We start from the raw sequence: 24,319 nt of genomic DNA, 5'->3' as shown, positions 1-24,319 counted from the left end.
AACCCCGCTGGCACTTTTTGGCGCCAGCGGGGTATCCGGAGCTGCACTGGCCGATCAGCAATCTTCGCCGCTGGGCAGCTTCAGGCAAACGGCACCGAATACAACGGCATTTCCGACGTTGGATTGGTCAAAGTTGTACATCCAGTTCCCATCGGGATCGCTGGCTTTGACACGCACCAGATAGTTGCCGCTCAGACCCGAGGTCAGGGCACTCAGGTCGATGGACGTCTTGTCTGCAGCCGAAACGTCTTTCACCACAGGAGCACCGACCTTGAAGGCATCGGCCGTCACGGCAGCGATCTGCACTCGATACGTTAAAGGCTTGCCCTCCGGATGGAACGGCGCAGGCCAGTCCCAGCTCAACTTTTGATCCGAGGTGACGCCGACCCAGAAAGGCACTGGACGCTTCAGGCTATCCAGGAATTTTTGGTAATTCACGCCTATGACACTTTGTAGACGCCAGAACTCCTTTTCCCATTGCTGCACCTTGGGATCGCCACCGTAGCTCGCCAGCCCGGACATGTCAGGCTCCCGGCCAATGAAAGGCTTGACCACGGGGTAATAGCTGTCCAGCAATTTCTTGACATTCGCATCTGTCAGGTACTTGTTTCGGATTTCCTCGACAGCCGCCTTGAGGTCCGCAAGATTCTTGCGATTGGAGAGGAAACGCTGATGCAAGGGCACATTCCACCAGTTCCCGATGCCCGTCATGATTTCCGTATCGATGTAACTCACTCCCGGCTGGTCATAAGAGCCCAGCGCTCCATCGTAGTCCCAGGGCAGGAAGTAGAACTTCTCCGTTCCCTTGGGTTGATAGAGACCGAAGTTCTGGTTGACCGTGTCGTGGTTGCCCAGCAGGATGGTCGTCGCGAACCAGGCCAGATAGTTGTTACGGTTGAAGTAATGGGCAAAGGTATCGGCAAAAGGAGCCTGCTCCTCATCCTTTCCCAATGCCTTCACAACATCGATGATCGCGTGGTGGTCTCCTGAATCCGACTCCAGGGAAAGCAGCTTCTCAAACCCGGTGACATCCGTATCGGGAGTCGTGGTCGCCAGCAGCCCGTCGGTTCTGTCAAAGCTGAAATCCTCTGCCTTGTAGACATTGGATCCGGCGACCCAGCCACGCCGCGCCAGATAGCTGTCACCCATTTTTTCCACGTGGGTGAACAGGCCCATATCGCCTTGGTTGCCGTAGGGCACAGCAGTGACGGCTTCGCTGTATTTGATCTGGGTGAACTGGGTGCGCAGACTCTCGTGATACGGAACCAGCCGCATGAGGTCGAAGGCCAGCTTGTTGCGAACCCGGGTGAGATCCCAGGGGTGCTTGTTGAACTGCAAGGTCTGTTCACCGAACCAGGGCGGCGCCGCCTTGTCGAGTTTGATGCGATAAGACTTCTGTTCGGCCTCCCGCGTGCTGCTGCCGCGCACACGCATCTTTGCGTCTGCTGCGACGATATTGCCGTCGTTGCTGGTGATCTTGACCTTGATTTCAGGCACGCAGCCGTCATTTCCATCTTCGTCAAGATTGACCGTACTCAACAGGACCTTTCCGCCCGGATAGCTGTCGGCCGGCGGCGTGGTCAGCGTGCTGTCGCAGCTCTTGTCGGACTTCAGATAAGGCCCTTTCTTGGGTGCGGCGGTGTCCTGGTATTCCACATTCAGTGTCAGCAGCGAGGGCGGCAGCGCGGAGTTGCCATCGACCGGATTACCGTATTCAAGGTACATGGCCGCGAGACGCTCATGGGGCAGGTCTTCGGCGCTGGGTACAAAAGGCGATGCAGTGACAGGCGTTTCCCCCCCGGTATTGCCTCCTCCGGGACTGCCGCCCCCGGGGTTGCCGCCGATAGGAGTGCCATTCCCTCCGGTGCCGCCGCCATTTCCGGCCGAGGGGGAGCTGTCGCCCCCGCCCCCACATGACGCCAGAAGGAGAGAAGCACCCAGCACGGAAGCCTGAAACCAATGAGCGTGCGCGATTTTGTACACGATAGTTTCTCCCTTTTAAAAATTGATTTTTATTAGCTTTAATCAATTTATTGCACCAAACTGTTTTTTGTGCATCAGGGTTTACATGAGAGAAACCGAACTCGTGCCGTGCTTTCCACTCGAAGCACATCCCTCCCTGCCCATTGACCAGGAGCAATCAACACAGGCAGGGTTTGGATTTCCCGCTTCGCAAGCCGGCTTGTTCCGCGTCAAGATGGATGGCCCGAAGCGGGCGGAAACGGGGATGGGCGCCCGGCGCATGCGATGGCCTGGGATGCATGCATGGATGCCCAGGCGAGCAGGCCTCGCGGAACCCTTAAGCCGTGCTTTCCGGCTCCAGGCTCTTGACCAGCACCGCGGCCTGGGTGCGGCTGTAGCACTCGAGCTTTTTTAGAATCGCCGTCACATGCACCTTGACTGTGTTTTCGGCCAGGCCCAGCTCGTGGGCGATCTGCTTGTTGAGCAGGCCGTCGGCAATGCACAGCAGCACGCGGAACTGCTGCGGCGTGAGCTGGGCCAGCTTGGCCGCCAGCGCCGCGTCGGCCTCGGAGCGTTCGGCGGCCATGGGCGGGAACCAGCTGCCGCCGTCGAGCACCGTCTCTATCGCCAGCGCCATGTCCTCGGCCGGCGCCGACTTGGGGATGAAGCCGGCCGCGCCGAACTGCTGGGCACGGCGGATCACGCGCGGGTGCTCGTTGGACGAAACCACCACCACCGGTATCTCGGGGTATTCGCCGCGCACATGCAGCAGCGAGGAAAAGCCGCGCGCGCCCGGCATGGCCAGGTCCAGCAGCACCAGCTCCAGCTCGGGATGCTCCTGCAGTGCGGTGCCCAGGGTGGCCGCGCTCGCGGCCTCCACCGTGCGCATCTGTGCAAAGCGCTCGCGCAGCACCTGTATCAGCGCTGTGCGGAACAGCGGATGGTCGTCGGCAACGAGAAAGGTGGGCGCGGGCATGGCCGCAGTCTGCCATGCCCGGGGCCTGCCTGCATGTCGGGAAACGATATCCCGTACCCCGTTGCGCCGCCCGCCTGCAGGATCACCGTTCCCCGGGCTCGGCAGCCTTCAATCCAGCTTGATGTGGTTGGCCGCGATCACGCGGCCCCACTTGCCGCGCTCGCCGCGCACGAACTCGCCCATCTGCTGCGCGCTGCCGGGCATGGGCTCCACGCCCATGGCCGCAAGCCGCGCCTTGGTGCGGGTGTCGGCCAGGGCATGCTGCAGCGACTGGCTGAATCGCTTCACCACCTCGTCGGAGCTGCCCACAGGCACGACGACACCCTGCCAGGCATAGCCTTCGAAGCCCTTGAGGCCTTGCTCCTGCAGCGTGGCGACCTGGGGCAGCACGGAGACGCGCGCGGGACTGGCCACGCCGATGGCTTTCACCTTCTTTTCGCCGAGGAAGGGAATGATGGTGGCGCTGTCGACCCACATGGCCGGAATCTGGCCGCCGATCACGTCCTGCACGGCCGGCGCCGCGCCGCGATAGGGCACATGGGTCATGTTGGCAAGGCCTGCCTGTTCGCGGAACAGCTCTCCGACCAGGTGGTGGGGGCTGCCCAGTCCGGCCGACCCCCAGCTCACGCCTGCTTTCTGCTGCCGGGCCCAGGCGACGAACTCCGTCAGGCTGGAAGCCGGCACGTCGTTGTTGACCACCAGCAGCATGGGAAAGCGCACCAGCATGCCCACGGGCTTGAAGTCGCGCTCGGCGTTGTAGTTGAGCTTGCTGAACAGAAAGGGATTGGCCGCCAGCGTCGCGAAATCGGCCGTGAACATCAGGTTGCCGTAATCGCGCGAGCGGGCGCTGTATTCGGCCGCGATATTGGTGCCGGCGCCAGGCTTGTTGTTGATGACGATGACGCGGCCCAGGTGCTGCCCCATGGACTCGGCGATCACGCGCGCGACCACGTCCGAGCCGCCGCCGGCCGCATAGCCGACCACCCATTCGAGCGGCTTGTCCTGGGCCCAGGCAGCGGGCATGCCGGCGGGTATGACGGCACTAAAGGCCGAGCAGGCCAGAGTGGCCAGAAACTGCTTGCGTTGCATCCTTGTCTCCGTTTTGTATGCGGCGCCCTTGGCTTGGGCGTGGGCGCCTTTGTGGGGATGGCAGGCCGCCGCACGGGCAGCGGCGCGCGGGTTCAGGCGGCCGCGTGCACCGGGGCCACCGGCGTCACGGCGCCGCGCTCGGCCGGGTCCGCGCAGGCAGGCGCGAGTCCTGCACTGGCGCGGGCCAGTTCGAGCGCATGCAGCAAGGTGCCCTGATGGCCGATATGGTTGGCCAGCAGCAGCACGAGGCGGGCATTAAGGGCATGGCTCTGCGCGGTTTCAAGCCCCTGGTGGGTGGCGATCAGGGCTTCGTAGAAATCGTCGCAGGCCTGCAGATTCGGATGGGTGGACAGCAGCATGGCGGTCTCCTGTAGATGATGCCGGAGCGGGTCAGGCGGTGGCGAGGATGGCGCCCCCGGCGCGCTCCAGTGCGACGCGCACGCCGGCCTCGTCGGGGCGGCGCCAGCGCGCGCAGACATGCTGGTCGGGCCGCAGCAGATAGCTGGTGCCGGGCCGTGCATCGAGGCGCCGGGCGGCCAGCCCCTGTGCGTCGATCAGGTCGGCCTGCGCGGCATGGGCTTCGCCCTCGGCCGCGATCGAGAGATTGCGCACGCCGTCCAGCTGCCGCGCCCAGGGCGGCGTGGGGCCGAAATGCAGCAGCGTGAAATCGGGACCCAGCGCGCGCAGCAGCCAGGCCGTGCCCTCCTTGCCGGGCCGGCGCATGGGCGCATCGGCCAGCACGGCGCCGGGCAGCTGCGTGCCCTCGAAGGCATCGCTATCGGGCGTGTTGAGCGCCGAGCCGTGCAGCGTGGCGGGCACCGAGAGCCGGCCGCTGTTGACGATGCGCCGCGCGAATTCATGCTCGCGCGCCAGGTCCAGCACGGCATCGCGGAACAGGCGGCTGATCTCGCTCTTGGGCGTGATGAAGTCGGTGGCCCGCGTGGAGTTGCGGATGTTTTCGTCGGCCGCGTACTCGCGCTCGGCGCCATAGGTCTCGATCAGCGCGGCCGGGGCCTGGCCGCGCAGCACGCGGTCCAGCTTCCAGGCCAGGTTCTCGGCATCCTGCACGCCGCTGTTGGCGCCGCGTGCACCGAAGGGCGAGACGCCATGGGCGCTGTCGCCCGCGAAGACCACGCGGCCGTGGACGAAGCGGTCCATGCGCAGGCAGGCAAAGGTGTAGACGCTGGCCCATTCGAGCTCGAAATCCGCCTCCTTGCCCAGCAGCGCACGGATGCGCGGCAGGATGTTCTCGGGCTTTTTCTCTTCTTCGGGATCGGCGTCCCAGCCCAGCTGGAAGTCGATGCGCCAGACATCGTCGGGCTGGCGGTGCAGCAGCACGCTCTGGCCCGGGTGGAAAGGGGGATCGAACCAGAACCAGCGCTCGGTGGGAAAGTCGGCGCGCATCTTCACGTCGGCGATCAGGAAACGGTCGCGGAAGATGCGCCCATGGCTTTCCTGGCCCAGCATGGCGCGCAGCGGCGAGCGCGAGCCGTCGCAGGCCAGCACCCACTGCGCGTCGATCGCGTAGGTGCCGTCGGGCGTTTCCACCGTGAGCAGCGCCCCGTCCTCGCGCGGCGCCAGCGCCGTGACCTTGCTGTGCCAGCGCAGGTCGATCAGCGGCAGCTGCAGCGCGCGCTCGACCAGATAGGCCTCGGCGTAGTACTGCTGCAGGTTGATGAAGGCCGGGCGCTCGTGGCCGTCTTCGGGCAGCAGGTTGAACGGGTACAGCGGCTGGTCCCTGAAGAAGACCTTGCCCAGGTTCCAGGACACGCCCTTGTCCACCATGGCCTGGCCCACGCCCAGGCGGTCCCAGATCTCCAGCGTGCGCTTGGAAAAGCAGATGGCGCGCGAGCCCGTGGACAGCTTGCAATCGTTGTCCAGCAGCACCACGCGCTGGCCGCGCTGGGCCAGGTCGATGGCCAGCGACAGGCCCACCGGACCGGCGCCGACGATGACCACCGGATGCCGTACCGGCGCCTGCGCGTCCTGGTCCGGATGGCGCACATAGGGAATCTGGATGGCCTGTATGTCTGCGCCGCTGCCGCGCAGGGCATCCAGCGGAATGGCTGTAGTGGACATGGCTTGTGATGCTTTAAATTCAATAGCTTCCAGCGCTTGAAGGACCACGATTTCAGCCACTTATCCGGCTGAAACCATTGAAACAAAGTCGCAAGCAGCTCCTGTTTTCTACCCCGGTGCATGCACCGCCCCTTTAGCCAGGGACGGCCAGCAAGGGCCGCCCCGCAGCAGGGGCTGCCCCAGCAAAGGCCGTCGTCCCCCTTCCTGGGGAAGGCGCGCAGCGCCCCAGGGGGTCAGCCTTCTAATTCCTGCCACATCTCGCGGTCGCGCTCGGCCGTCCAGATGCGCGGGTCGGCATGGCCCGAGGCCTCGTCGTAGGCGCGCGTCACGTCGAAGGGCATGCAGTGGTTGAAGATGACCCAGTGGCCGTATCGGGGCTGCAGCTTGGCGAAGGCGGCTTCATAGACCTTGCGCAAGTCCTGCCGGGCATCGGCTCCGGCCTTGACCTCGTTCCAGAGATCGCTGATGAAGGCGCGCGTGCCGGCCAGGCCGGCCTGCACGTCGGCCGGCGTCTGCAGCGCCGCGCCGCGGCCGGGCACCAGCTTTTCGGGCTTCAGGGCCGCGATGGCGTCCAGCGTCTGCGGCCAGTCCTGGAAGTAGGCGTCGCCGGCATAGGGCGTGGCATCGAACTCGACCAGGTCGCCGCTGAACAGCACCTTGTCCTGGGGCAGCCAGACCACGGTATCGCCCTTGGTGTGGCCGCGGCCCAGCTGCAGGATCTGCACTTCGAGCCTGCCCAGCCACAGCGTCATCTTGCCGGTGAAGGTGATGGTGGGCCAGGTCATGCCCTCGGGCACGCTCTCCACGCTCTGGAACAGGCGCGGGAAGCGGCCGATCTCGCTGGCCTTGTCCTGCTCGCCGCGCTCGACGATGAGGTCGTAGGTGTCCTGGCTGGCGATGATGTGCTCGCAGCCCTCGGCCTTGTAGGCCGAGGCGCCCAGCACGCGCACCGCATGGTAGTGGGACAGCGTCACGTACTTGATGGGCTTGTCCGTCACGGTCCGGATGCGGCGGATCACGTCCTCGGCCATGACCGGCGTGGCCTGGGTGTCGATGACCATCACCGCGTCGTCGCCGATGATGATGCCGGTATTGGGGTCGCCCTCGGCGGTATAGGCATAGGCGTGCTCCGAGAGTTGGTCGAAGCTCACTTGCTTGACGTCGAGGTCGGCGGCGGAGGCAAAGGTCTTGGTCGTCATGGGCTGTCCGTTTTTGAATTGAACAAATGCATTTGTTTTTATTGAATGACCGAATGCTAGGCAAAAATTCACCATAGGACAATTCATTCAACCTAATGAAAAACCCCAAGACCACTGCCCGCTGCCGGCCAGCGGCGACAATCGGGCCATGCGCGATGCCGACACCTCTCCGAACGTCTCCAGCCCTTCCTTCGACGCCGCCGAGGACGAGCCTGCGCGCGGCTCGCGCGGCATCCAGAGCGTGGAAGTAGGCGGCCAGCTGCTCAAGGTGCTGGCGCGCACGGGCCGTCGCATGGCCTTGAAGGACCTGGCCCGCGAAGCCGAGATGACGGCGGCCAAGGCCCATCCCTATCTGGTGAGCTTCTGTAAGCTGGGCCTGATGGAGCAGGACCGCAGCAGCGGCCACTACGGCCTGGGGCCGCTGGCCATCCAGATGGGCCTGATCAGCCTGCAGCAGGCCGATCCCGTGCGCATGGCGATCGCCGAGCTGCCCGCGCTGGCGCAGGAAGTGGGCTATACCGTTTCGGTGGCCATGTGGAGCGGCCAGGGGCCGACCATCATCCGCGTCGAGGAAGGGCCCACCCATGTCTACGTGGCCATGCGCCACGGCACGCCGGCCTCGCTGCGCCACACGGCCACGGGCAAGATCTTCGCGGCCTTCGGTGCGCCGCAGCGCATCGAGCCGCTGCTGGCGGCCGAAGGCCACAGCCTGGACGAGCCGGCCTTCGCCCGGGAGCTGGAAACCATCCGCGCCAGCCATCTGAGCGTGGTCGAGAACCAGCTGCTGTCGGGCGTGAGCGCGCTGGCCGTGCCGGTGTTCGACGGCTTCGGCCAGCTGGTGCTGGCGATTGCGGCCATCGGCCCCTCCGTCACGCTGGCGCTGGACCCGCAGGGCCTGCCCGCCCAGCGGCTGCAGGCCCAGGCGCGCCGCCTGTCCCAGCGCCTGGGCGCCCCGGGCATGCAGCCCGAGGCCTGAGCTCCAGGTCTAAGGGCGGTATCCCATCGAGGCGCTGACCCGCGCCGCCTCGGCGCGCAGGGCCAGCGCCACCTTGCCTTCGGGCTCGGCATCGAAGCCGCCGCTGGCGCCCAGCGCGCACAGCACGGCCACCACATGGCCCGTATAGTCGAACAGGGGCGCGGCCACGGCGCTGATGCCGGGCAGATTGGTATCGCGGATGGCGGCGCAGCCGGCTGCCCGTATCTCCTCGCGCAGCGCCTGCAGCGGCTGCCGAGCATCCAGCAGGGCCCGCCGCGCGGGCGGGGCCGCTGCCAGCTCGCGCTCGGCCAGGGCATCGATCTGGGCGCTATCGTCCATGAAGGCAAAGAAGGCGCGGCCCGTGGCCGACCACAGCAGGGACATGACCGAGCCCACGCGCGCATTCACGGTCACGGGCAGGCTGGGCTCCTCGATGCGGACGATGGTGGGCCCCAGATTGCCCATGACGGCCACGAAGCTCGTGACCTGCAGGCTTTCGCGCAGATGCACCAGGGCAGGCTCGGCCATGCGGATCGGGTCGTTCTGGCGCATGGCGGCCAGCCCGATGCGGATGGACTCGCGCCCCAGCGCGTACTGGGTGCCGCCGCGGTCCTGCTCCACCAGGCCCTCGGCCATGAGGCTGGCCAGATAGCGGTGCACCTTGGCCGGGCTCTCGTCCACCGCCGCGCCTATGGCCGTGAGGCTGGCCCGCCCGCCCAGGTCCGCCAGGGCCTTGAGCACGGCCAGGCAGGTCTCGGCGGCCTGCACGCGCTGGCGCCGCGGGCCGCGCTCCGATCCGGCCTCGCCGCCCTCTGCCGGTACCGGCCCGGAATCTTGTGTTGCATCGGATTTCATAGCTGGCAGTGCATTCCAGGAAACGTTTGCCGCCGATTTTCCCGAGATTTTTGCGGTATCTCGCGGGTTATCCCTCGGCATAAATTACGCAATGCGTAGAAAAATTACGCAAACGCATTACAACGCAAACGCGAGGCCCGGAGCAGCCCCGTAAACCCGCAATCCCCTGGAGACAACACCGATGCAAAAACGCCTCTTCACCGCCTCGTTCCTGGCCACCAGCCTGCTCTGGGCCGCGGGCGCACCCACAGCCGCCCTGGCCCAGGACCGTTTCCCCAGCAAGAACGTGCGCTGGATCGTGCCCTATGCGGCCGGCGGCGGCTCGGATTTCCTGGCCCGCACCATAGGCCAGGCCTGGGGCGGCCAGGTGCACCAGCCCATCGTGGTGGACAACCGCCCGGGCGGCAACACGGCCATCGGCGCATCGGAGACCGCGCGCGCTCCGGCCGACGGCTACACCGTGCTCTCGGCCGACAACGGCACGCTGATCTTCAACCCCGTGCTCTACAAGAGCCTGAGCTACAACCCCGGCAAGGACCTGGCGCCCGTCACGCTCATGGGACGCTTTCCCATGATCCTCGTGGCCGGCCCCGGCACCCAGGCCAGGACCGCCAAGGAATTCCTGGCCGAGGCCAAGGCCAGCAAGGAAGGCATCAACTACGCCTCGGCCGGTGCGGGCAGTCCGCACCACCTGGCCATGGAGCTGTTCAAGAGCGAGGCGGGCCTCAAGCTCACGCATGCGCCCTACCGCGGCGCGGCGCCGGCCCTGGCCGATGTGGCGGGCGGGCAGATTCCCGTGATGATGGTGGACCTGGCCGCAGGCGCGGGCTTCATCAAGGGCGGCAAGGTGCGCCCCCTGGCCGTGGCCAATGCCACGCGACTGCCCCAGCTGCCCGATGTGCCCACCTTCGGCGAACTCGGCCTGCCCCAGGTGCAGGCCGCCGCCCTGGTCGGCATGGTGGCGCCTGCCAAGACGCCGGCCCCGGTGATCGCCGCACTCAACAAGCAGGTCGTGGCCGCGATCAACGAGCCCGCCGTCAAGCAAAAGCTCATCGACTTCGGCGTCGAGCCCGTGGGCAACACACCCGAGCAGTTCCAGGCCCTGATCCAGAGCGAGAGCACGCGCTGGCACAAGCTGATCAAGGACCTGAACATCACGCTGGATTAAAACGCTCCCCCTGAGCGGCTACGCCTTGGCGGCCCCGCCGCTTCCCCCTCTCTCGCTGCGCGGGAGGGGGACGACGCCCTCGCTGCGGGGCGGCCCTTGCTCGGCGCCCCTGAGTCGGGACATGCCTAGTCCAGACGCAGCGCCATGGACTATTGACCCGTCTCCACTATGAACGCTTCTGCCGCAAAGACTTGCCCCATCGACCACAGCCAGCTCACCCGGCCTTCGGGCCAGACCGGCCCCACCGGCTGCCCGGTGAGCCACGGCGCCGCCGCCTTCGACCCCTTCAGCGATGGCTACCAGCAGGACCCACCCGAATACGTGCGCTGGGCGCGCGAGCAGGAGCCCGTGTTCTACAGCCCGCAGCTGGGCTACTGGGTGGTCACGCGCTTCGACGACATCAAGGCCATCTTCCGCGACAACATCACCTTCAGCCCGTCGATCGCGCTGGAGAAGATCACGCCCACGGGCGAGGAGGCCAACGCCGTGCTGGCCTCGTACGGCTTTGCGCTCAACCGCACCCTCGTCAACGAGGACGAGCCGGCCCACATGCCGCGCCGCCGTGCGCTGATGGAGCCGTTCACGCCGGAAGCACTCAGGCACCACGAGCCCATGGTGCGCCAGCTGGCCCGCGAATACGTGGACCGCTTCATTGACGACGGCCGCGCCGACCTCGTCGACCAGATGCTGTGGGAAGTGCCGCTCACCGTGGCCATGCATTTCCTCGGCGTGCCCGAGGACGACATGGACACGCTGCGCCAGTACAGCATCGCCCACACCGTCAACACCTGGGGCCGCCCCAAGCCCGAGGAGCAGGTGGCCGTGGCCCATGCCGTGGGCAACTTCTGGCAGTACGCGGGCAAGGTGCTGGACAAGATGCGCGCCAACCCCGAGGCCGACGGCTGGATGCAGTACGGCATCCGCAAGCAGAAGGAGCTGCCCGAGGTCGTCACCGACTCCTACCTGCACTCCATGATGATGGCCGGCATCGTCGCGGCCCACGAGACCACGGCCAATGCCACGGCCAACGCCGTCAAGCTGCTGCTGCAGCACCCCGAGGCCTGGCAGGCCATCTGCCGCGATCCTTCGCTGATTCCGGGCGCGGTGGAGGAATGCCTGCGCCACAACGGCTCGGTCGCCGCCTGGCGGCGACTGGCTACCAAGGATGTGGTGGTCGGCGGCCAGCCCATTCCCGCCGGCTCCAGGCTGCTCATCGTCACCTCGTCGGCCAACCACGACGAAGGGCATTTCGTCGATGCCGACTTCTTCGACATAGAGCGCGACAACGCCAGCGACCACCTGACCTTCGGCTACGGCTCGCACCAGTGCATGGGCAAGAACCTGGCACGCATGGAGATGCAGATCTTCCTCGAGGAGTTCACGCGCCGCCTGCCCCACATGCGGCTGGCCGAGCAGGAGTTCAGCTACGTGCCCAATACCTCGTTCCGCGGCCCCGAGCACCTGTGGGTGGAATGGGACCCGGCGCAGAACCCCGAGCGCACGAATCCCGCGCTGCTGCAGCTGCGCCAGCCCGTGCGCATCGGCGAGTCCTCGCATGGCCAGACCAGCCGCAGCATGCGGGTGGACAGCGTGGAGGCCATCGCCGAGGACGTGCTGCGCGTGCGCCTGGCGGCGGCCGACGGCCGCCAGCTGCCGCGCTGGACCCCGGGCTCGCACATCGACCTGCAATGCGGCGATACGGGCATCTCGCGCCAGTATTCGCTGTGCGGCGACCCGCAGCAGGCCGGCACCTACGAGATCGCCGTGCTGCGCGAGGAGCACAGCCGCGGCGGCTCGGCCTGGGTGCACAGCCATCTCCAGCCCGGCATGCAGGTGCAGGTGCGCGGCCCGCGCAACCACTTCGTGCTCGACGAAGGCGCCCGGCACCTGATCCTGGTGGCCGGCGGCATAGGCATCACGCCCATCGCCGCCATGGCCGCGCGCGCCAAGGCGCTGGGCATTCCATACGAAATCCACTACAGCGCCAGGCAGCGCAAGCGCATGGCGCTATTGGAATCATTGCAGGCCCTGCATGGCGAGCGCCTGCACGTCTACGCCGGCGAGGAAGGCCGGCGCGCCGACTACGGCGCGCTGCTGGCCGCCGTGCGCCCCGGCGCGCAGATCTATGCCTGCGGCCCGCAGCGCATGCTCGACGGCCTGGAGCAGGCCAGCCGCCACTGGCCCGAGGATAGCCTGCGCGTGGAGCATTTCTCCACCACGCTGGGCGCGCTGGACCCGAGCAAGGAACACGGCTTCGAGGTCGAGCTGCGCGAATCGGGCATCACGCTGCAGGTGCGCAGCGACCAGACCCTGCTCGACGCGCTGCGCGGCGCCAACATCGACATCGAGAGCGACTGCCGCGAAGGCCTGTGCGGATCGTGCGAGGTGCCGGTGCTCGCAGGCGATGTGGACCACCGCGACATGGTGCTCACGCGCAGCGAGCGCGCGGTCTGCACCAAGATGATGAGCTGCTGCTCGCGCGCCAGGACGAAGGACGCAAAGATCGTGCTGGGGCTGTAGCCCCGGCATCCGCCTTCAGTCCGCCAGCGCGGGCTCGGGCAGGCTGCGATGCCGGCCTGCCCCCGCATCGTGGGACTGCAGCTTGAAGCCGGCCACCACTTCGGCCAGCTGATGCGCCTGCTGCTGCAGCGATTGCGCGGCCGCCGTGGCCTGCTCCACCAGCGCGGCGTTCTGCTGCGTGCTCTGGTCCATTTGCGTAACGGCGCTGCCGACTTCGGCAATGCCCCGGCTCTGCTCCTGGCTGGCATTGCTGATCTCGGCGACGATGGCCGTGACGCGATTGACGCTCTCGACCACGCCCTGCATGGTGGTGCCGGCTTCATGCACCAGGCGGCTGCCGGTGCTGACCTGGCTCACTGAATCGTCGATCAGCGCCTTGATCTCCTTGGCGGCCTCGGCCGAACGCTGCGCCAGCTGGCGCACCTCGGCGGCCACCACGGCAAAGCCGCGGCCCTGCTCGCCGGCGCGCGCGGCCTCCACGGCCGCGTTGAGCGCCAGGATGTTGGTCTGGAAGGCAATGCCGTCGATGACCTGGATGATGTCCACGATGCGGCGCGCCGAGGATTCGATGCCGCCCATGGTCTGTACCACCTGGCCCACCACGGCGCCGCCCTGCGTGGCCACTTCGGAGGCATTGCCCGCGAGTTCGCTGGCCTGGCGCGCGCTGGCCGCGTTCTGCTGCACGGTGGCGGTCAGCTGCTCCATCGCGGCGGCGGTCTCCTCGAGCGAGCTGGCCTGCTGCTCGGTGCGCGAGGACAGGTCCTGGTTGCCGCTGGCGATCTCGCTGGTGGCGATGCGCACCGATTCCGAGGACTGGCGGATGCGCAGCAGCACGGCGGCGATCTTGTCGGTGAAATGGTTGAAGGCCGTGGCGATCTGGGCCAGCTCGTCCTTGCCCGCGGTGTCCAGGCGGCGCGTCAAATCGCCCTCGCCCGAGGCAATATCCTCCAGCGCATCGCGCACGGCAAAGAGGCGGCGCAGCAGGCGGTTCACGCTGGCCGACAGCAGCGCCACGGCCGCCGCCACGCACAGCGCCGCGATCAGCATTTCCATCTGCAGCAGCTTGTTCGCCGCGGCCGTGGCCTCGGCCTTGTCCACGGCCACGCCCAGCAGCCAGGGCGTGCCGTCCACGCGAGCCGCATAGACCAGCTGCGTTGCGCCATCCACGTCCACCTCGGCGCTGCCGCCGTCCTGCGCCAGCTTCTGCAGCAGGGCTGCATCGAGCTGCGCCGCGATGGCGGTGGAAGGCTTCATGACCAGTTCCGCCTTCGCATAGGCCAGGATGTTGGACTGCCCGTCCAGCAAGAACGCAAAGCTCTTGCCCGTGGCATGGATGGCGTTGACCTTGCGCGTGACGGTGTCCAGGTGCATGTCCGTACCGACCACGGCCGTGTACTGGCCCGCCGACCCCACGGGCTCGACGAAGCTGATCGTCAGCTTGCCGGTGCTGGCATCGATGTAGGGCGGCGTCACGCCGGGCTTGCCGGCCTGCACGGCCTGCTTGTACCAGGGACGCTCCGTGCCCACATAGTTCTCGGGCATGGGATGGGCGAACACATGGGCGCCGCTGGCATAGACGAAATAGGTGTCGTCGAAATCGCCGGCCTGCTTGGCCGCCAGCAGGAAGGGCACGGGTTCCGGCTTGCCCACGGCCTGCTGCAACGAGCTGGTGATGCGCTGCTTGTCGCGCACCCACTCGGCAAGGTCGTCCGCATGCAGCCGCGTGAGCTGGCCTATGCGCTCGTTGAGCGACTGCCCGGCACCGCTGCGCACAGAGAAAAAGGTGGAAAGCGCCAAGGCCAGCAGGGAGAGCGTGGTGATGGCGACGCAGATGCCGATGAGGCGTGCGCGCAAAGTGTGGAACATAAAAAGCGACTCCGGATAGGGTAAAAAAATTGTGGCGAAGTCGCAGCAAGAAATATGCCGCGATTACGCGGCGTGCACAGGCCTTTTTCACCGCTTCATGCCAGCCGCCAAGGCCCACGGCCACGCTCGGACGGCGGCAGGCGGCGACAATACCGGCCATGACTTCTTCCACGCCCCACAAGGCGGCCCCCGCCGAGCAGCGTCTGCGCACGCTGGACACCACCCGTATCGACGACACCCGCATCAAGGCCGTGCGCCCGCTGCTGACGCCGGCACTGCTGCAGGAATGGCTGCCCGCGCCCGATGCCGCCCAGCAACTGGTGGAAAGCAGCCGCGCCGCCATCTCGCGCGTGCTGCACGGCCAGGACGACCGCCTCATCGTGGTCGTCGGGCCCTGCTCCATCCACGACCACGACCAGGCCATGGACTATGCGCGCCGGCTCAAGATCCAGGCCGACGCACTGGCCCAGGACCTGCTGGTGGTGATGCGCGTCTACTTCGAGAAGCCGCGCACCACCGTGGGCTGGAAGGGCTATATCAACGACCCCTACCTGGACGGCAGCTTCGCCATCAACGAAGGGCTGGAGCTGGCGCGCCGCCTGCTGCTGGACGTGCTGGCCGAGGGCCTGCCCGTGGGCACGGAGTTCCTGGACCTGCTGAGCCCGCAGTTCATCAGCGACCTGGTCAGCTGGGGCGCCATCGGCGCGCGCACCACCGAGAGCCAGAGCCACCGCCAGCTGGCCAGCGGCCTGTCCTGCCCCGTGGGCTTCAAGAACGGCACGGACGGCGGCGTCAAGGTGGCCAGCGACGCCATCCTCGCGGCCCAGGCCTCGCATGCCTTCATGGGCATGACCAAGATGGGCCAGAGCGCCATCTTCGAAACGCGCGGCAACCAGGACTGCCATGTGATCCTGCGCGGCGGCAAGCAGCCCAACTACGGCGCGGCCGACGTGCAGGCCGCCTGCGAGATGCTGGAAAAGTCCGGCCTGCGCCCGCAGGTGATGATCGACCTCTCGCATGCCAACAGCAGCAAGCAGCACCGCCGCCAGATCGAAGTGGCCGCCGACATCGCGGGCCAGATCGCCGGCGGCGATGCGCGCATCACCGGCGTGATGATCGAAAGCCACCTGCACGAAGGCCGCCAGGACATCACGCCGGGCCGGGAACTGCAGTACGGCGTGTCGCTGACCGATGCCTGCATCAGCATGGAGCAGACGATTCCCGTGCTGGAGCAGTTGGCGGCGGCTGTGCGCCAGCGCCGGGCCGCACGCGCATAACGCGGCCTGCCATCAAAAGCAAAGCCGCCGGCACTTGCCGGCAGATTGGTCAGTGCAGATTCATTTCAAAACCAGGTACCGACAAGCGCCTGCCGCTTCGGTTTTCATAGCTCCAGCGTCAGCCTCAGCATGTCCTTGTGCTGCACGCCCCGTTCCCACAGCGGTGTTGTGTAGTTGAGCAGGAAGAAATCTCGCTCGATGTCGGTCACGCGAAAGCCCGCGCGCTGGTAGAACAGCAGCTGGTCGCCAAAGCTGCCCGTTCCCACCTCCAGCTGCCGGACGCCGCGCTCGCGCGTCCAGGTAATGGCGCGCTGCAGCAGGGCCGAGCCTATGCCATGCTGCTGCCAGGCCGGGGCCACGGCGATATTCATCAGTTCCCAGGCCTGCTGGCCGTCGCCCAGCGGCACCAGCACGCAGACCCCGACCAGCGTGCCCACGCCGCTGGGCGTGAGCTGCTGCGTCAGCCGGGCGGCAAAGCAGGTGGAGCCGGGCAGGTAGCGCCTGACCTTCTCGCGCGACGGATCGGCCAGCAGCAGCAGCGGCCAGGGCGCCTCGGCCGGATTCATGCTCGTCACATGCCAGGCAGGAGAAGCGGAAGCAGGTGCGGAACTCATGCGCACCCTTCCGCCAGGAAAAGCCGCAGGCGCACGGGCCGGGCGCAGCCGCCGGGCGGGGCGGCCCTGTCCGCTGCTGCGTCTGCCTGCTGCAAAGCTTGTTCACGCGCCATGTCCACTTTCCGTGCGGACGGCATGCCTGAACGCCGTCCGCCTGTTGCTGTTGTCAATGCCCATAGGGTAGCAGCCGGCACCGCCTGCTGCGCAAAACCGCAGCCGCCATGCAAGAACAAGCTTCTCGCCCTCGGCCGTGCCGGCCTGCACCGGCATCACATGCCGGCGCCGTGCAGCCAAATCGATTGTGGTTTATACTTACCAAGGGTTAATACTTAGTTGTTAACCCTAATGAACGGTGTTGAGATGCCCGCCGTTCCCTGCTTGCAGTGCATCTCCGGATTACCAAAGGAACATTCACCATGCGCCAAGCCATTCAATCCCTGATCAGCTTTATCCAGGAAGCCCGCGAATTCCACCTGGAAGTCGCCAACCAGTAAGCAACAACCAGGTTGCTGCAGAAAGAGCCGCTGATCGAAGCGGCTTTTTTGTGCCTGCACGACGCCATGTCGGACAGGGAAGCTGGTAGTTCTGGCGGCCCGGCACAGGCCCGGCAGGCAGCCGCCGCATCAGGAGCTGGACGACAGCTTCATCAGCACCAGCCCCGTGACGATCAGCACGGCCGCGCCGATGCGCAGGGGCGTGACCTGCTCGCCCAGCACGGCAATGCCCACCACGAAGGCGCCCACGGCACCGATGCCGGTCCAGATGGTGTAGGCCGTGCCCAGCGGCAGCGAGCGCATGGCCACGGACAGCAGGCCGAAGCTGGCCGCCATGGCCACCAGCGTGATGAGGCTGTACCTGAGATTGCTGAAGCCCTGGGACTGCTTCATGGTGAAGGCCCAGACCACTTCCAGAATGCCGGCGACCAGCAGATAGACCCATGCCATAACAAATTCCCCCGGATGTCGATGGCCAGGCCGTCCCGGCAAGCGCGCAAGTGCATGCGCATGCGTGCGGCATCTGCGATGCCCTGCAGGGCCGTCCCTGCGCACGATGGAAAGACGATGTTAGGCGGTCATGGCGTACCGGACCAAAACCCGCCGGCCGCTGGGTGGTTGGCATGCCACAAGGGCATCGCGCTTCGCGGGCGCCCCCAAAGGGCCTGAATCGCAGGCACACTTGCACGCCATGCACTTGCTGCCACTTTCCATCGGATCCGCATGCTGACCGGTCTGAACCATCTCACCCTGGCCGTGACCGATCTGCCACGCAGCATCTCGTTTTACGCCCGGGTGCTCGCGTTCAGGCTGGATGCGCAGTGGCATGCCGGCGCATACCTTTCACTGGGCGAGCTGTGGCTTTGCCTGAGCCTGGATCCGTCCCGTGCCATGGCCGAGAGGCCGGACTACACGCACTACGCCTTTTCCGTGGCGCAGGACGACTTCCCGGCCTTCGTGGCCCATGCCCGCAGGCATGGCGTCCGGCAATGGAAGGACAACCGCAGCGAAGGCGATTCCTTCTACTTTCTGGATCCGGATGGACACCGGCTGGAGGCCCATGTGGGCTCGCTGGCATCCCGCCTGGCGCGCTGCCGGCAACAGCCCTACGCAGGCATGGTTTTCTACGACTGACCGGCCGTGGCGACTTCCACCTCGGCCTCTTGCAGCAGCAAGATATTGCCCACCGTGGCCCCGTAATGGGTGGCCACGCGCTTGCGCTGCTTGAGCACGGCCCTGTCCTTGCTGACCAGCACGGCGCGGTGCTGGCTGGCCAGGTCGAGGAAATGCTGGTCGTCCGGATCGGTGCAGGTGAAGCGGATCTTGGGCGCCTCGGCCACGTACTCCACGGCGGCGTCGAACGCGGCCAGCACGCCTTCGGCCGTCTTGCCGTAGAAGGCCACGCGCGGCGCGATCTGGCTGTAGTGCAGCACGCGCTCGAGCTCGATGCGCTGGGCCCGGTCGGCAATCCAGCGCAGCTCGCCGCGGGCCACAAGCTCGCGGATCGGCGGCACATGCGGATCGTCGAAGATCAGCAGATCCAGCACCACATTGGTGTCCAGCACCACGGGGCGCGGCAACGGGCCCTCGTAGCCGTCGTTGCACGACGGCCACTTCAAGACGATCTTCATTGCGCGCTGCCTTCGGCGGCCGGTGCGTCGCCGTCGCCCTTGCGGGGCTTGACCGCCCCCTTGACCATGTCGAAGCGGAACAGCCGGCATTCGATGGGGCCGTTCCACATGGGCGTGCGGCGCGATTCCTTGAGGCGCATCTTGCCGGGCAGCTTGAGGTCGGGCGTGAGCATCCAGGCGCTCCAGCCGCTGTAGTTCTTCTTCCAGTGCGCGGCCAGCTGGCTGAAGAACTCGCCGCCGTCCTCGGTCTGCGCGGTCTCGCGGCCCGCGCGCTCGACCACGCCCATGCGCTCGCGGGCATTGCGGCCGGCGCTGCCGGCTGCGGCGATGCGCTCGCCGTAGGGCGGGTTGAGCAGCATCATGCCGGGCTGCCCGCCGGGCGGCATGCGCTGCAGCGCGTCGCCGCCACGCAGCTGCACGGTGTCGGCCACGCCGGCGCGTTCGGCATTGCGCTGCGCAAAGTCCACCATGCGGAAGGAGATGTCCGAGCCGTAGATGCCCACGGGGCTCTCGGGCAGGATGCGGCGCTCGGCCTCGTCCAGCATGGCTTCCCACACATGCTTCTGGAACGGCACCAGCTTCTCGAACGCGAAGCTGCGCAGAATGCCGGGCGGAATGCGGCGAGCGATCTGCGCGGCCTCGATCACCACGGTGCCGCTGCCGCAGCAGGGGTCGTACAGCGGCTGGGGCTGGGGCCCGTGCGGGTCCCAGCCCGTGGCGGCGATCATGGCGGCGGCCAGGGTTTCCTTGAGCGGCGCGTCGCCCTTGTCTTCGCGCCAGCCGCGCTTGAACAAGGCCTCGCCCGAAGTGTCGATGTAGATCGTGGCTTCGTCGGTGGTCAGGTGCAGGTGCACGCGCACATCCGGGTGGCGGGTCTCGACGCTGGGGCGCTCGTCGCCGCGCTTGGCGCGGAAGCGGTCGGCGATCGCATCCTTCACGCGCAGGGCGGCGAAGTTGAGGCTGGTCAGCGGGCTGTGCTGGGCCGTGGTCTCGATCTTGAAGGTCTGGCGCGTGGTGAACCAGATCTCCCAGGCCACCTCGCTGGCGGCACGGTACAGGTCGTTCTCGTTGCGGTACAGCGTCTGCGACAGCTGCACCAGCACACGCTGGGCCAGCCGGCTGTGCAGGTTCAGAAGCATGGCGTCGCGCCACATGGCGCGCACGTGCACGCCGCCGCGCCCGACCATCAGATCATGGCCCTTGAGGCCGGTGATGGCATGGACCTCGTCGGCCAGAAAGCCCTCGACGCCGGCGGCGCAGGGCAGAAACAGGTGCAATTGGTTCATAGCAGGGCGCCAAGGATACGCGAGACGCCCCGGCCACGGGGCGCGGTGGGCTACTGCGGCAGGGTGAGGGCTCAACGCCGGAATATGACTGAAAACAGCCTCATGCACCCATGCATCAAGCGCTCGTAGCTCCTTTTTTTGACAATCCGTCCTCTTTCAGAACGTCACACCGGAGATCAGCATCACATTGGCATACGGCGTGCATTCGCCGGTGCGCACAATGGCCCGGGCCGTGGCGCACTGGTGCTTGAATTCCTCATGCGGGACGACGGCGCCCAGGCTTTGCGCCCATAGGCCGGGCAGCCAGTCCGGCAGCTGCGTGCGGCCGGCCATGGTTTCCTGCGCCAGCACCACGCGCTCGACCTGCATTTCGGCCGCCACGGCCTCCAGCACCTGGGCCAGCGACGGCACGCCGGGGCTCACGGCCAGGTCGATGCGCTCCACGCCGTCCGGAATCGGCAAGCCCGCATCGCAGACCACCAGCTTGTCGCCATGGCCCAGGCGGGCAATGACCGAGGACAGCGGCGCATTGAGCAACAGGCCCTTCTTCATGCCTTCGCTCCTTCCACGCGGGCTGCGGCAAAGGCCTGTACCTGCGCGCGCAGCGGTATCGAGGGCTGTGCGCCGGCCTTGCCTATGCACAGGCTGGCCGCGTGGATGCCCCAGGAGACGGCATCGGCCAGCGGGCAGCCTTCGGCCAGATGCGTGACCATGGCACCCAGAAAGGTATCGCCGGCCGCCGTGGTGTCCACCACGGGCACTTCTGGCGCCGGATGGAGGGAGACATGGGGCGTTCCGGCCGGGCCGCCGAGCGCCACCGCGCCCTGGGCCCCCAGCGTGACGACGACCTGGCGCACGCCGCGCGCCAGCAGGCCAAGGCCCGCGCGCGCGGCGGACTCGGGCGTGTCCACGGCCTCGCCGCTCAGAGCCGCCGCCTCGTGCTCGTTGACCACCAGCGTATGGATCAGCGGCCACCAGTGGGCGGGCACCTCGCGCACGGGAGAAGGATTGAGCACCACGCTGCAGCCGGCCGTGCGGGCCGCGAGCAGCGCCTGCTCGACCACGGGCGGCGGCGTCTCGAACTGCAGCACCAGGAAGTCGGCCTGGCCCAGCGCATTGAGCAAGGCCTCCTCGGGCAGCTCCAGCCGCGCATTGGCGCCGGGCACCACGCAGATGCGGTTCTGCCCGCCGGGCTCCACCATGATGACCGCCGTGCCCGTGGGCACGCCCTCGTGCACGCTGACGTTGTCCATGTCCACGCCGTCGCCATGCAGGGCCAGCCGCAGCGTGTTGCCATGGTGGTCGCGGCCCACGCTGCCGAACAGCGAGACCTGGGCGCCGTGGCGTGCGCAGGCCACGGCCTGGTTGCCGCCCTTGCCGCCGGGCAGGTAGTGCAGGTCGCTGGCCGCCACGGTTTCGCCTGCGCCGGGCATGCGCTCGAGCGTGAGCACCACGTCCATGTTGAGGCTGCCGACCACGACGATGCGCGCGCCGCCGTGGGGCAGCAGCGCCTTCTGCGCGGCGTCCAGTCCCGCGCTGCGGGGCAAGGCAGAGGATGAAAGCGGGGCCACCATGGTCTGAACTCCTGCTGCGACGTTACAAAAGACCGCATGCCATTCTCGCGCACGCGCTTCAAGGGGACTGGCACGCCCCCGGCCAGAGGCGCCCGGCAAGGGCCGCCGGGCAGCCACTCCGCCGCGGTACAGGGGCATCACCCGGTCCTGCGCTGGCGCACGGTATCCACGATCACGGCCACCACGATCACCGCGCCGGTGATGATGCGCTTGCTGGGTTCGCTGGCACCGATCTGCGCCAGCCCGGCTTCGAGCACCGCAATGATGAGCACGCCGAAGAAGGTGTTGACCACCGAGCCGCGTCCGCCCATCAGGCTGGTGCCGCCGATCACCACGGCGGCGATCACCTGCAGCTCCATGCCCAGGCCGGCATTGGGATCGGCGGCCTCCAGCCGCGCCGACTGCATCAGCCCGCCCAGGCCGGCCAGCAGTCCCGTGAGGGCGAACACGGCAATGCGTATGGGGCGCGGATCGACGCCGGCCAGGCGCATGGCCTCCTCGTTGGTGCCTATGCCCACCACGTAGCGGCCGAACACCGTGCGGCTGAGCACCAGCTGGCCCAGGGCCACCACCAGCAGCGCGATGAAGAACGCGGCCGACAGGCCGCCGACCCACGGCGCGGCCAGGGCCCCCATGGCATCGCCCACATACTGGGTGCGCGAATCGGTGACCAGGTAGGCGGCCCCGCGCACGGCTTCCAGCATGCCCAGGGAGACGATGAAGCTGGGCAGTTGCCATGCCACCGCGATGCCGCCCGTGGCCGCGCCGCAGGCCAGCCCCACCAGCAGGCCCAGCGCGGCCGCGCCCCAGGGGTTGAAGTGCCACTGCAGCACGGCCGCCGCGCTGATGGCCGCGCTCAGCGCCAGTACCGAGCCCACGGACAGGTCGATGCCCGCGATGATGAGCACAAAGGTCATGCCCACGGCCATCACGGCCAGCGCCGGGATCTCGTTGGCAATGGACAGCAGCGTCTCGCGCGTGAGGAAGTATTCGGACAGGCTGCCGAACAAGGCCATCATGGCGGCCAGCACCACCAGCAGGCCCAGGTAAGTGCCCAGTTCCTGCCGCCAGGCACTGCGTGGCGCAGGCATATCGCCGGCAGAGCGGCTCGAAGACGTGGATGGATTCATGGCTGCGCCCTCTTTGCCTGCTTGCTTGTTGCGTTCCCGGGTCCTTGCTCGCCGGGCGCCGCCTCGCCAAAGGCGGCTTCCAGCAAAGCCTGCGCAGTCCACTGGCCGCGCTCGAAGGTGGCGACGATGCGGCCCTCGTGCATGACGCTGATGCGGTCGCACAGTTCCATGAGCTCGCGCAGGTCGCTGGAGACCACCATCAGCGCCTTGCCCCGGGCCGCCATGGCGTCCAGCTCGGCATACAGGTCGGCGCGCGCGCCCACGTCCACGCCGCGCGTGGGCTCGTCCAGCAGCACCACCGGGCAGTCGCGGTGCAGCCAGCGCGCGAAGATCACCTTCTGCTGGTTGCCGCCGCTCAGGGTGCCCACGGGCTGCTCGGTATCGCGGGCGCGGATGCGCAGGCGCTTGACCATGCGCTGCGCCAGCCCGGACTCGGCCGCCGGGCGCAGCCAGCCGCCCCGGGCCACGGCCTGCATGCCGCTGAGCGAGGTGTTCACGCGGATCGACTGGGGCAGCAGCAGGCCCTGGGCCTTGCGGTCCTCCGTCACCAGCGCAATGCCGGCGCGCATGGCCTGCATGGGGCTGCGCCAGTTGGGCACGGCCTTGCGCGCCGCCGTTCTCGCGCCCTGCGCCATGCCCTCTCCGGTCAGCTCGATGCTGCCGGCCTCGGCCCGGTCCGCGCCATAGAGCAGGCGCAGCAGCTCGGTGCGGCCGGCGCCCACCAGCCCGGCCACCCCCAGCACCTCGCCGGCGCGCAGCTCCACATCCACGCCCTGCACCCGCTTGCCGCGCCGCAGGCCACGAGCACGCAGCAGCACGGGCCCCGCCGTTCGCCGCGGCCGGGCATCCAGCGACTCCACCGCATGGCCCACCATGCGCTCCACCAGCGCAGGCTCGCTCAGGCCCTGCATGGGCAGCACGTCGACCAGGTGTCCGTCGCGCAGCACGGCCACGCGCTCGGCCACGCGCTGCAGCTCTTCCAGCCGGTGCGAGACATAGACCAGGGCCACGCCCCGGGCCTTCATCAGGTCGATCTGCGCGAACAGGTGCTCGATCTCCCTGGACGTGAGCATGGCCGTGGGCTCGTCCAGCACCAGCACACGGTTGCCGTCGCGCAGATTGCGCGCGATCTCCACCATCTGCTGCAGGCCTATGCCCAGCTGCCCCACGGGCGCCATGGGGTCGATGTGCTCCAGTCCCACCTTGGCCAGCTGCATGCGGGCCTGGGCGGCCAGCGCGCCGCGGTCCACCCAGCCCAGGCGCTGGGGCAGGCGGTCCAGCAGCAGGTTCTCGGCCACCGTGAGCGTGGGCACCAGGCCCAGCTCCTGCAGCACCATGCGCACGCCCAGGGCTTCGGCCTGGGTGCGCGAGCGCGGCGCAAACGGCTGCCCGTCCAGCGCCATGCGTCCCCGCGTGGGCTCCACCAGGCCGCACAGCATCTTGGCCAGCGTGGACTTGCCAGCGCCGTTCTCGCCCGTCAGCGCCAGGCATTCGCCCGCGCGCAGCTCTAGCGTGACGCCATCGAGCACGGTGCTGGGACCGTAGTCCTTGCCCATGCCCTCCAGCGTCATCGCCACTGCACCGCGCCCGGGCCGAAGATCATTCATCGCAGCCATCTCGGCA

21 protein-coding genes are annotated in these 24,319 nt (G+C 67.5%); 5 read left to right on the top strand and 16 right to left on the bottom strand.

Features of this window, described 5'->3' with window-relative positions; translation table 11 throughout:
* Positions 1-54 precede the first annotated feature (54 nt).
* From Cte04_RS08725 to Cte04_RS08700, 6 genes are all read right to left on the bottom strand, one after another.
* Complete coding sequence (locus Cte04_RS08725) at positions 55-1,983, bottom strand: CotH kinase family protein (RefSeq protein ID WP_157081902.1); 1,929 nt, start codon at positions 1,981-1,983, stop codon at positions 55-57.
* Between the two features lie 316 nt (positions 1,984-2,299).
* Positions 2,300-2,938 (bottom strand): LuxR C-terminal-related transcriptional regulator, encoded by a 639-nt coding sequence (locus Cte04_RS08720; protein WP_066475525.1) that lies wholly within the window; start codon positions 2,936-2,938, stop codon positions 2,300-2,302.
* A gap of 108 nt (positions 2,939-3,046) precedes the next feature.
* Complete coding sequence (locus Cte04_RS08715; protein ID WP_066475519.1) at positions 3,047-4,027, bottom strand: Bug family tripartite tricarboxylate transporter substrate binding protein; 981 nt, start codon at positions 4,025-4,027, stop codon at positions 3,047-3,049.
* Between the two features lie 92 nt (positions 4,028-4,119).
* The gene (locus tag Cte04_RS08710; RefSeq protein WP_066475518.1) at positions 4,120-4,386 is read right to left on the bottom strand and encodes a DUF2783 domain-containing protein; all 267 of its coding nucleotides are present in this window, start codon (positions 4,384-4,386) and stop codon (positions 4,120-4,122) included.
* 31 nt (positions 4,387-4,417) lie between these two features.
* Complete coding sequence (locus Cte04_RS08705) at positions 4,418-6,106, bottom strand: FAD-dependent oxidoreductase (protein ID WP_066475517.1); 1,689 nt, start codon at positions 6,104-6,106, stop codon at positions 4,418-4,420.
* 233 nt (positions 6,107-6,339) lie between these two features.
* Positions 6,340-7,305, bottom strand: coding sequence for an MBL fold metallo-hydrolase (locus Cte04_RS08700; protein ID WP_066475514.1), 966 nt, complete (start codon positions 7,303-7,305; stop codon positions 6,340-6,342).
* A 148-nt stretch (positions 7,306-7,453) separates the two neighbouring features.
* Here Cte04_RS08700 and Cte04_RS08695 point away from each other — a divergent pair, with 148 nt between their 5' ends.
* Positions 7,454-8,281 (top strand): IclR family transcriptional regulator, encoded by an 828-nt coding sequence (locus Cte04_RS08695; protein ID WP_066475512.1) that lies wholly within the window; start codon positions 7,454-7,456, stop codon positions 8,279-8,281.
* Between the two features lie 9 nt (positions 8,282-8,290).
* Here the strand turns inward: Cte04_RS08695 and Cte04_RS08690 are convergent, their stop codons facing one another.
* The gene (locus Cte04_RS08690) at positions 8,291-9,136 is read right to left on the bottom strand and encodes an IclR family transcriptional regulator (RefSeq protein WP_066475510.1); all 846 of its coding nucleotides are present in this window, start codon (positions 9,134-9,136) and stop codon (positions 8,291-8,293) included.
* Between the two features lie 181 nt (positions 9,137-9,317).
* Between Cte04_RS08690 and Cte04_RS08685 the strand changes: the two genes are divergently transcribed.
* On the top strand, positions 9,318-10,304 hold the full coding sequence (locus tag Cte04_RS08685; RefSeq protein ID WP_066475509.1) for a Bug family tripartite tricarboxylate transporter substrate binding protein: 987 nt from the start codon (positions 9,318-9,320) through the stop codon (positions 10,302-10,304).
* A 168-nt stretch (positions 10,305-10,472) separates the two neighbouring features.
* Positions 10,473-12,824: a cytochrome P450/oxidoreductase gene (locus tag Cte04_RS08680; protein ID WP_066475508.1), complete on the top strand. Its 2,352-nt coding sequence runs from the start codon at positions 10,473-10,475 to the stop codon at positions 12,822-12,824.
* 15 nt (positions 12,825-12,839) lie between these two features.
* Here Cte04_RS08680 and Cte04_RS08675 read toward each other — a convergent pair whose 3' ends face one another.
* Positions 12,840-14,690: a methyl-accepting chemotaxis protein gene (locus tag Cte04_RS08675; protein WP_066475505.1), complete on the bottom strand. Its 1,851-nt coding sequence runs from the start codon at positions 14,688-14,690 to the stop codon at positions 12,840-12,842.
* A gap of 158 nt (positions 14,691-14,848) precedes the next feature.
* On the opposite strand from Cte04_RS08675, the gene Cte04_RS08670 reads away from it, so the two are divergent.
* Positions 14,849-15,967: a 3-deoxy-7-phosphoheptulonate synthase gene (locus Cte04_RS08670; protein WP_066475503.1), complete on the top strand. Its 1,119-nt coding sequence runs from the start codon at positions 14,849-14,851 to the stop codon at positions 15,965-15,967.
* 104 nt (positions 15,968-16,071) lie between these two features.
* Here Cte04_RS08670 and Cte04_RS08665 read toward each other — a convergent pair whose 3' ends face one another.
* On the bottom strand, positions 16,072-16,581 hold the full coding sequence (locus Cte04_RS08665) for a GNAT family N-acetyltransferase (RefSeq protein WP_066475501.1): 510 nt from the start codon (positions 16,579-16,581) through the stop codon (positions 16,072-16,074).
* A 623-nt stretch (positions 16,582-17,204) separates the two neighbouring features.
* Positions 17,205-17,525, bottom strand: coding sequence for a DMT family transporter (locus Cte04_RS08660; protein ID WP_066475500.1), 321 nt, complete (start codon positions 17,523-17,525; stop codon positions 17,205-17,207).
* Positions 17,526-17,798: 273 nt separating this feature from the next.
* On the opposite strand from Cte04_RS08660, the gene fos reads away from it, so the two are divergent.
* Entirely contained in the window at positions 17,799-18,209 is a 411-nt protein-coding gene (gene fos, locus Cte04_RS08655; RefSeq protein WP_066475498.1) for a fosfomycin resistance glutathione transferase, read from the top strand.
* On the opposite strand, the gene Cte04_RS08650 is transcribed toward fos, so the two are convergent.
* From Cte04_RS08650 to Cte04_RS08625, 6 genes are all read right to left on the bottom strand, one after another.
* Positions 18,200-18,706 carry a putative toxin-antitoxin system toxin component, PIN family gene (locus Cte04_RS08650; RefSeq protein WP_066475496.1) on the bottom strand — a complete coding sequence of 169 codons (507 nt, stop codon included), beginning with the start codon at positions 18,704-18,706 and terminating at the stop codon, positions 18,200-18,202. The genes fos and Cte04_RS08650 overlap by 10 nt on opposite strands.
* A complete protein-coding gene (locus tag Cte04_RS08645) occupies positions 18,703-19,992 on the bottom strand; it encodes a THUMP domain-containing class I SAM-dependent RNA methyltransferase (protein WP_066475493.1) in 1,290 nt (429 codons plus the stop codon). Before Cte04_RS08645 ends, Cte04_RS08650 begins: the two co-directional genes overlap by 4 nt.
* Positions 19,993-20,148: 156 nt before the next feature.
* Positions 20,149-20,544: a D-ribose pyranase gene (gene rbsD, locus Cte04_RS08640; RefSeq protein WP_066475492.1), complete on the bottom strand. Its 396-nt coding sequence runs from the start codon at positions 20,542-20,544 to the stop codon at positions 20,149-20,151.
* Positions 20,541-21,566: a ribokinase gene (locus tag Cte04_RS08635; RefSeq protein WP_083526578.1), complete on the bottom strand. Its 1,026-nt coding sequence runs from the start codon at positions 21,564-21,566 to the stop codon at positions 20,541-20,543. Before Cte04_RS08635 ends, rbsD begins: the two co-directional genes overlap by 4 nt.
* A gap of 137 nt (positions 21,567-21,703) precedes the next feature.
* Positions 21,704-22,696 carry an ABC transporter permease gene (locus Cte04_RS08630; protein WP_066475491.1) on the bottom strand — a complete coding sequence of 331 codons (993 nt, stop codon included), beginning with the start codon at positions 22,694-22,696 and terminating at the stop codon, positions 21,704-21,706.
* On the bottom strand, positions 22,693-24,303 hold the full coding sequence (locus Cte04_RS08625) for a sugar ABC transporter ATP-binding protein (RefSeq protein ID WP_157081900.1): 1,611 nt from the start codon (positions 24,301-24,303) through the stop codon (positions 22,693-22,695). The genes Cte04_RS08630 and Cte04_RS08625 overlap by 4 nt, the downstream gene beginning before the upstream one ends.
* Positions 24,304-24,319 lie beyond the last annotated feature (16 nt).

Source organism: Comamonas terrae (genome assembly GCF_001544075.1).
Lineage (GTDB): Bacteria > Pseudomonadota > Gammaproteobacteria > Burkholderiales > Burkholderiaceae_C > Comamonas > Comamonas terrae.
The sequence above is the reverse complement of the archived record's forward strand: the minus strand, read 5'-3'. Positions and strand labels throughout refer to the sequence as shown.

What these genes read in the sequence shown, in the direction of transcription:
- Cte04_RS08715 (WP_066475519.1), bottom strand. Translation starts at nt 4,027, where the DNA reads ATGCAACGCAAGCAGTTTCTGGCCACTCTGGCCTGCTCGGCCTTTAGT.
- Cte04_RS08625 (WP_157081900.1), bottom strand. Translation starts at nt 24,303, where the DNA reads ATGAATGATCTTCGGCCCGGGCGCGGTGCAGTGGCGATGACGCTGGAG.
- Cte04_RS08720 (WP_066475525.1), bottom strand. Translation starts at nt 2,938, where the DNA reads ATGCCCGCGCCCACCTTTCTCGTTGCCGACGACCATCCGCTGTTCCGC.
- Cte04_RS08660 (WP_066475500.1), bottom strand. Translation starts at nt 17,525, where the DNA reads ATGGCATGGGTCTATCTGCTGGTCGCCGGCATTCTGGAAGTGGTCTGG.
- fos (WP_066475498.1), top strand. Translation starts at nt 17,799, where the DNA reads ATGCTGACCGGTCTGAACCATCTCACCCTGGCCGTGACCGATCTGCCA.
- Cte04_RS08695 (WP_066475512.1), top strand. Translation starts at nt 7,454, where the DNA reads ATGCGCGATGCCGACACCTCTCCGAACGTCTCCAGCCCTTCCTTCGAC.
- rbsD (WP_066475492.1), bottom strand. Translation starts at nt 20,544, where the DNA reads ATGAAGAAGGGCCTGTTGCTCAATGCGCCGCTGTCCTCGGTCATTGCC.
- Cte04_RS08635 (WP_083526578.1), bottom strand. Translation starts at nt 21,566, where the DNA reads ATGGTGGCCCCGCTTTCATCCTCTGCCTTGCCCCGCAGCGCGGGACTG.
- Cte04_RS08705 (WP_066475517.1), bottom strand. Translation starts at nt 6,106, where the DNA reads ATGTCCACTACAGCCATTCCGCTGGATGCCCTGCGCGGCAGCGGCGCA.
- Cte04_RS08670 (WP_066475503.1), top strand. Translation starts at nt 14,849, where the DNA reads ATGACTTCTTCCACGCCCCACAAGGCGGCCCCCGCCGAGCAGCGTCTG.
- Cte04_RS08630 (WP_066475491.1), bottom strand. Translation starts at nt 22,696, where the DNA reads ATGAATCCATCCACGTCTTCGAGCCGCTCTGCCGGCGATATGCCTGCG.
- Cte04_RS08690 (WP_066475510.1), bottom strand. Translation starts at nt 9,136, where the DNA reads ATGAAATCCGATGCAACACAAGATTCCGGGCCGGTACCGGCAGAGGGC.
- Cte04_RS08680 (WP_066475508.1), top strand. Translation starts at nt 10,473, where the DNA reads ATGAACGCTTCTGCCGCAAAGACTTGCCCCATCGACCACAGCCAGCTC.
- Cte04_RS08675 (WP_066475505.1), bottom strand. Translation starts at nt 14,690, where the DNA reads ATGTTCCACACTTTGCGCGCACGCCTCATCGGCATCTGCGTCGCCATC.
- Cte04_RS08700 (WP_066475514.1), bottom strand. Translation starts at nt 7,305, where the DNA reads ATGACGACCAAGACCTTTGCCTCCGCCGCCGACCTCGACGTCAAGCAA.
- Cte04_RS08645 (WP_066475493.1), bottom strand. Translation starts at nt 19,992, where the DNA reads ATGAACCAATTGCACCTGTTTCTGCCCTGCGCCGCCGGCGTCGAGGGC.
- Cte04_RS08685 (WP_066475509.1), top strand. Translation starts at nt 9,318, where the DNA reads ATGCAAAAACGCCTCTTCACCGCCTCGTTCCTGGCCACCAGCCTGCTC.
- Cte04_RS08650 (WP_066475496.1), bottom strand. Translation starts at nt 18,706, where the DNA reads ATGAAGATCGTCTTGAAGTGGCCGTCGTGCAACGACGGCTACGAGGGC.
- Cte04_RS08665 (WP_066475501.1), bottom strand. Translation starts at nt 16,581, where the DNA reads ATGAGTTCCGCACCTGCTTCCGCTTCTCCTGCCTGGCATGTGACGAGC.
- Cte04_RS08710 (WP_066475518.1), bottom strand. Translation starts at nt 4,386, where the DNA reads ATGCTGCTGTCCACCCATCCGAATCTGCAGGCCTGCGACGATTTCTAC.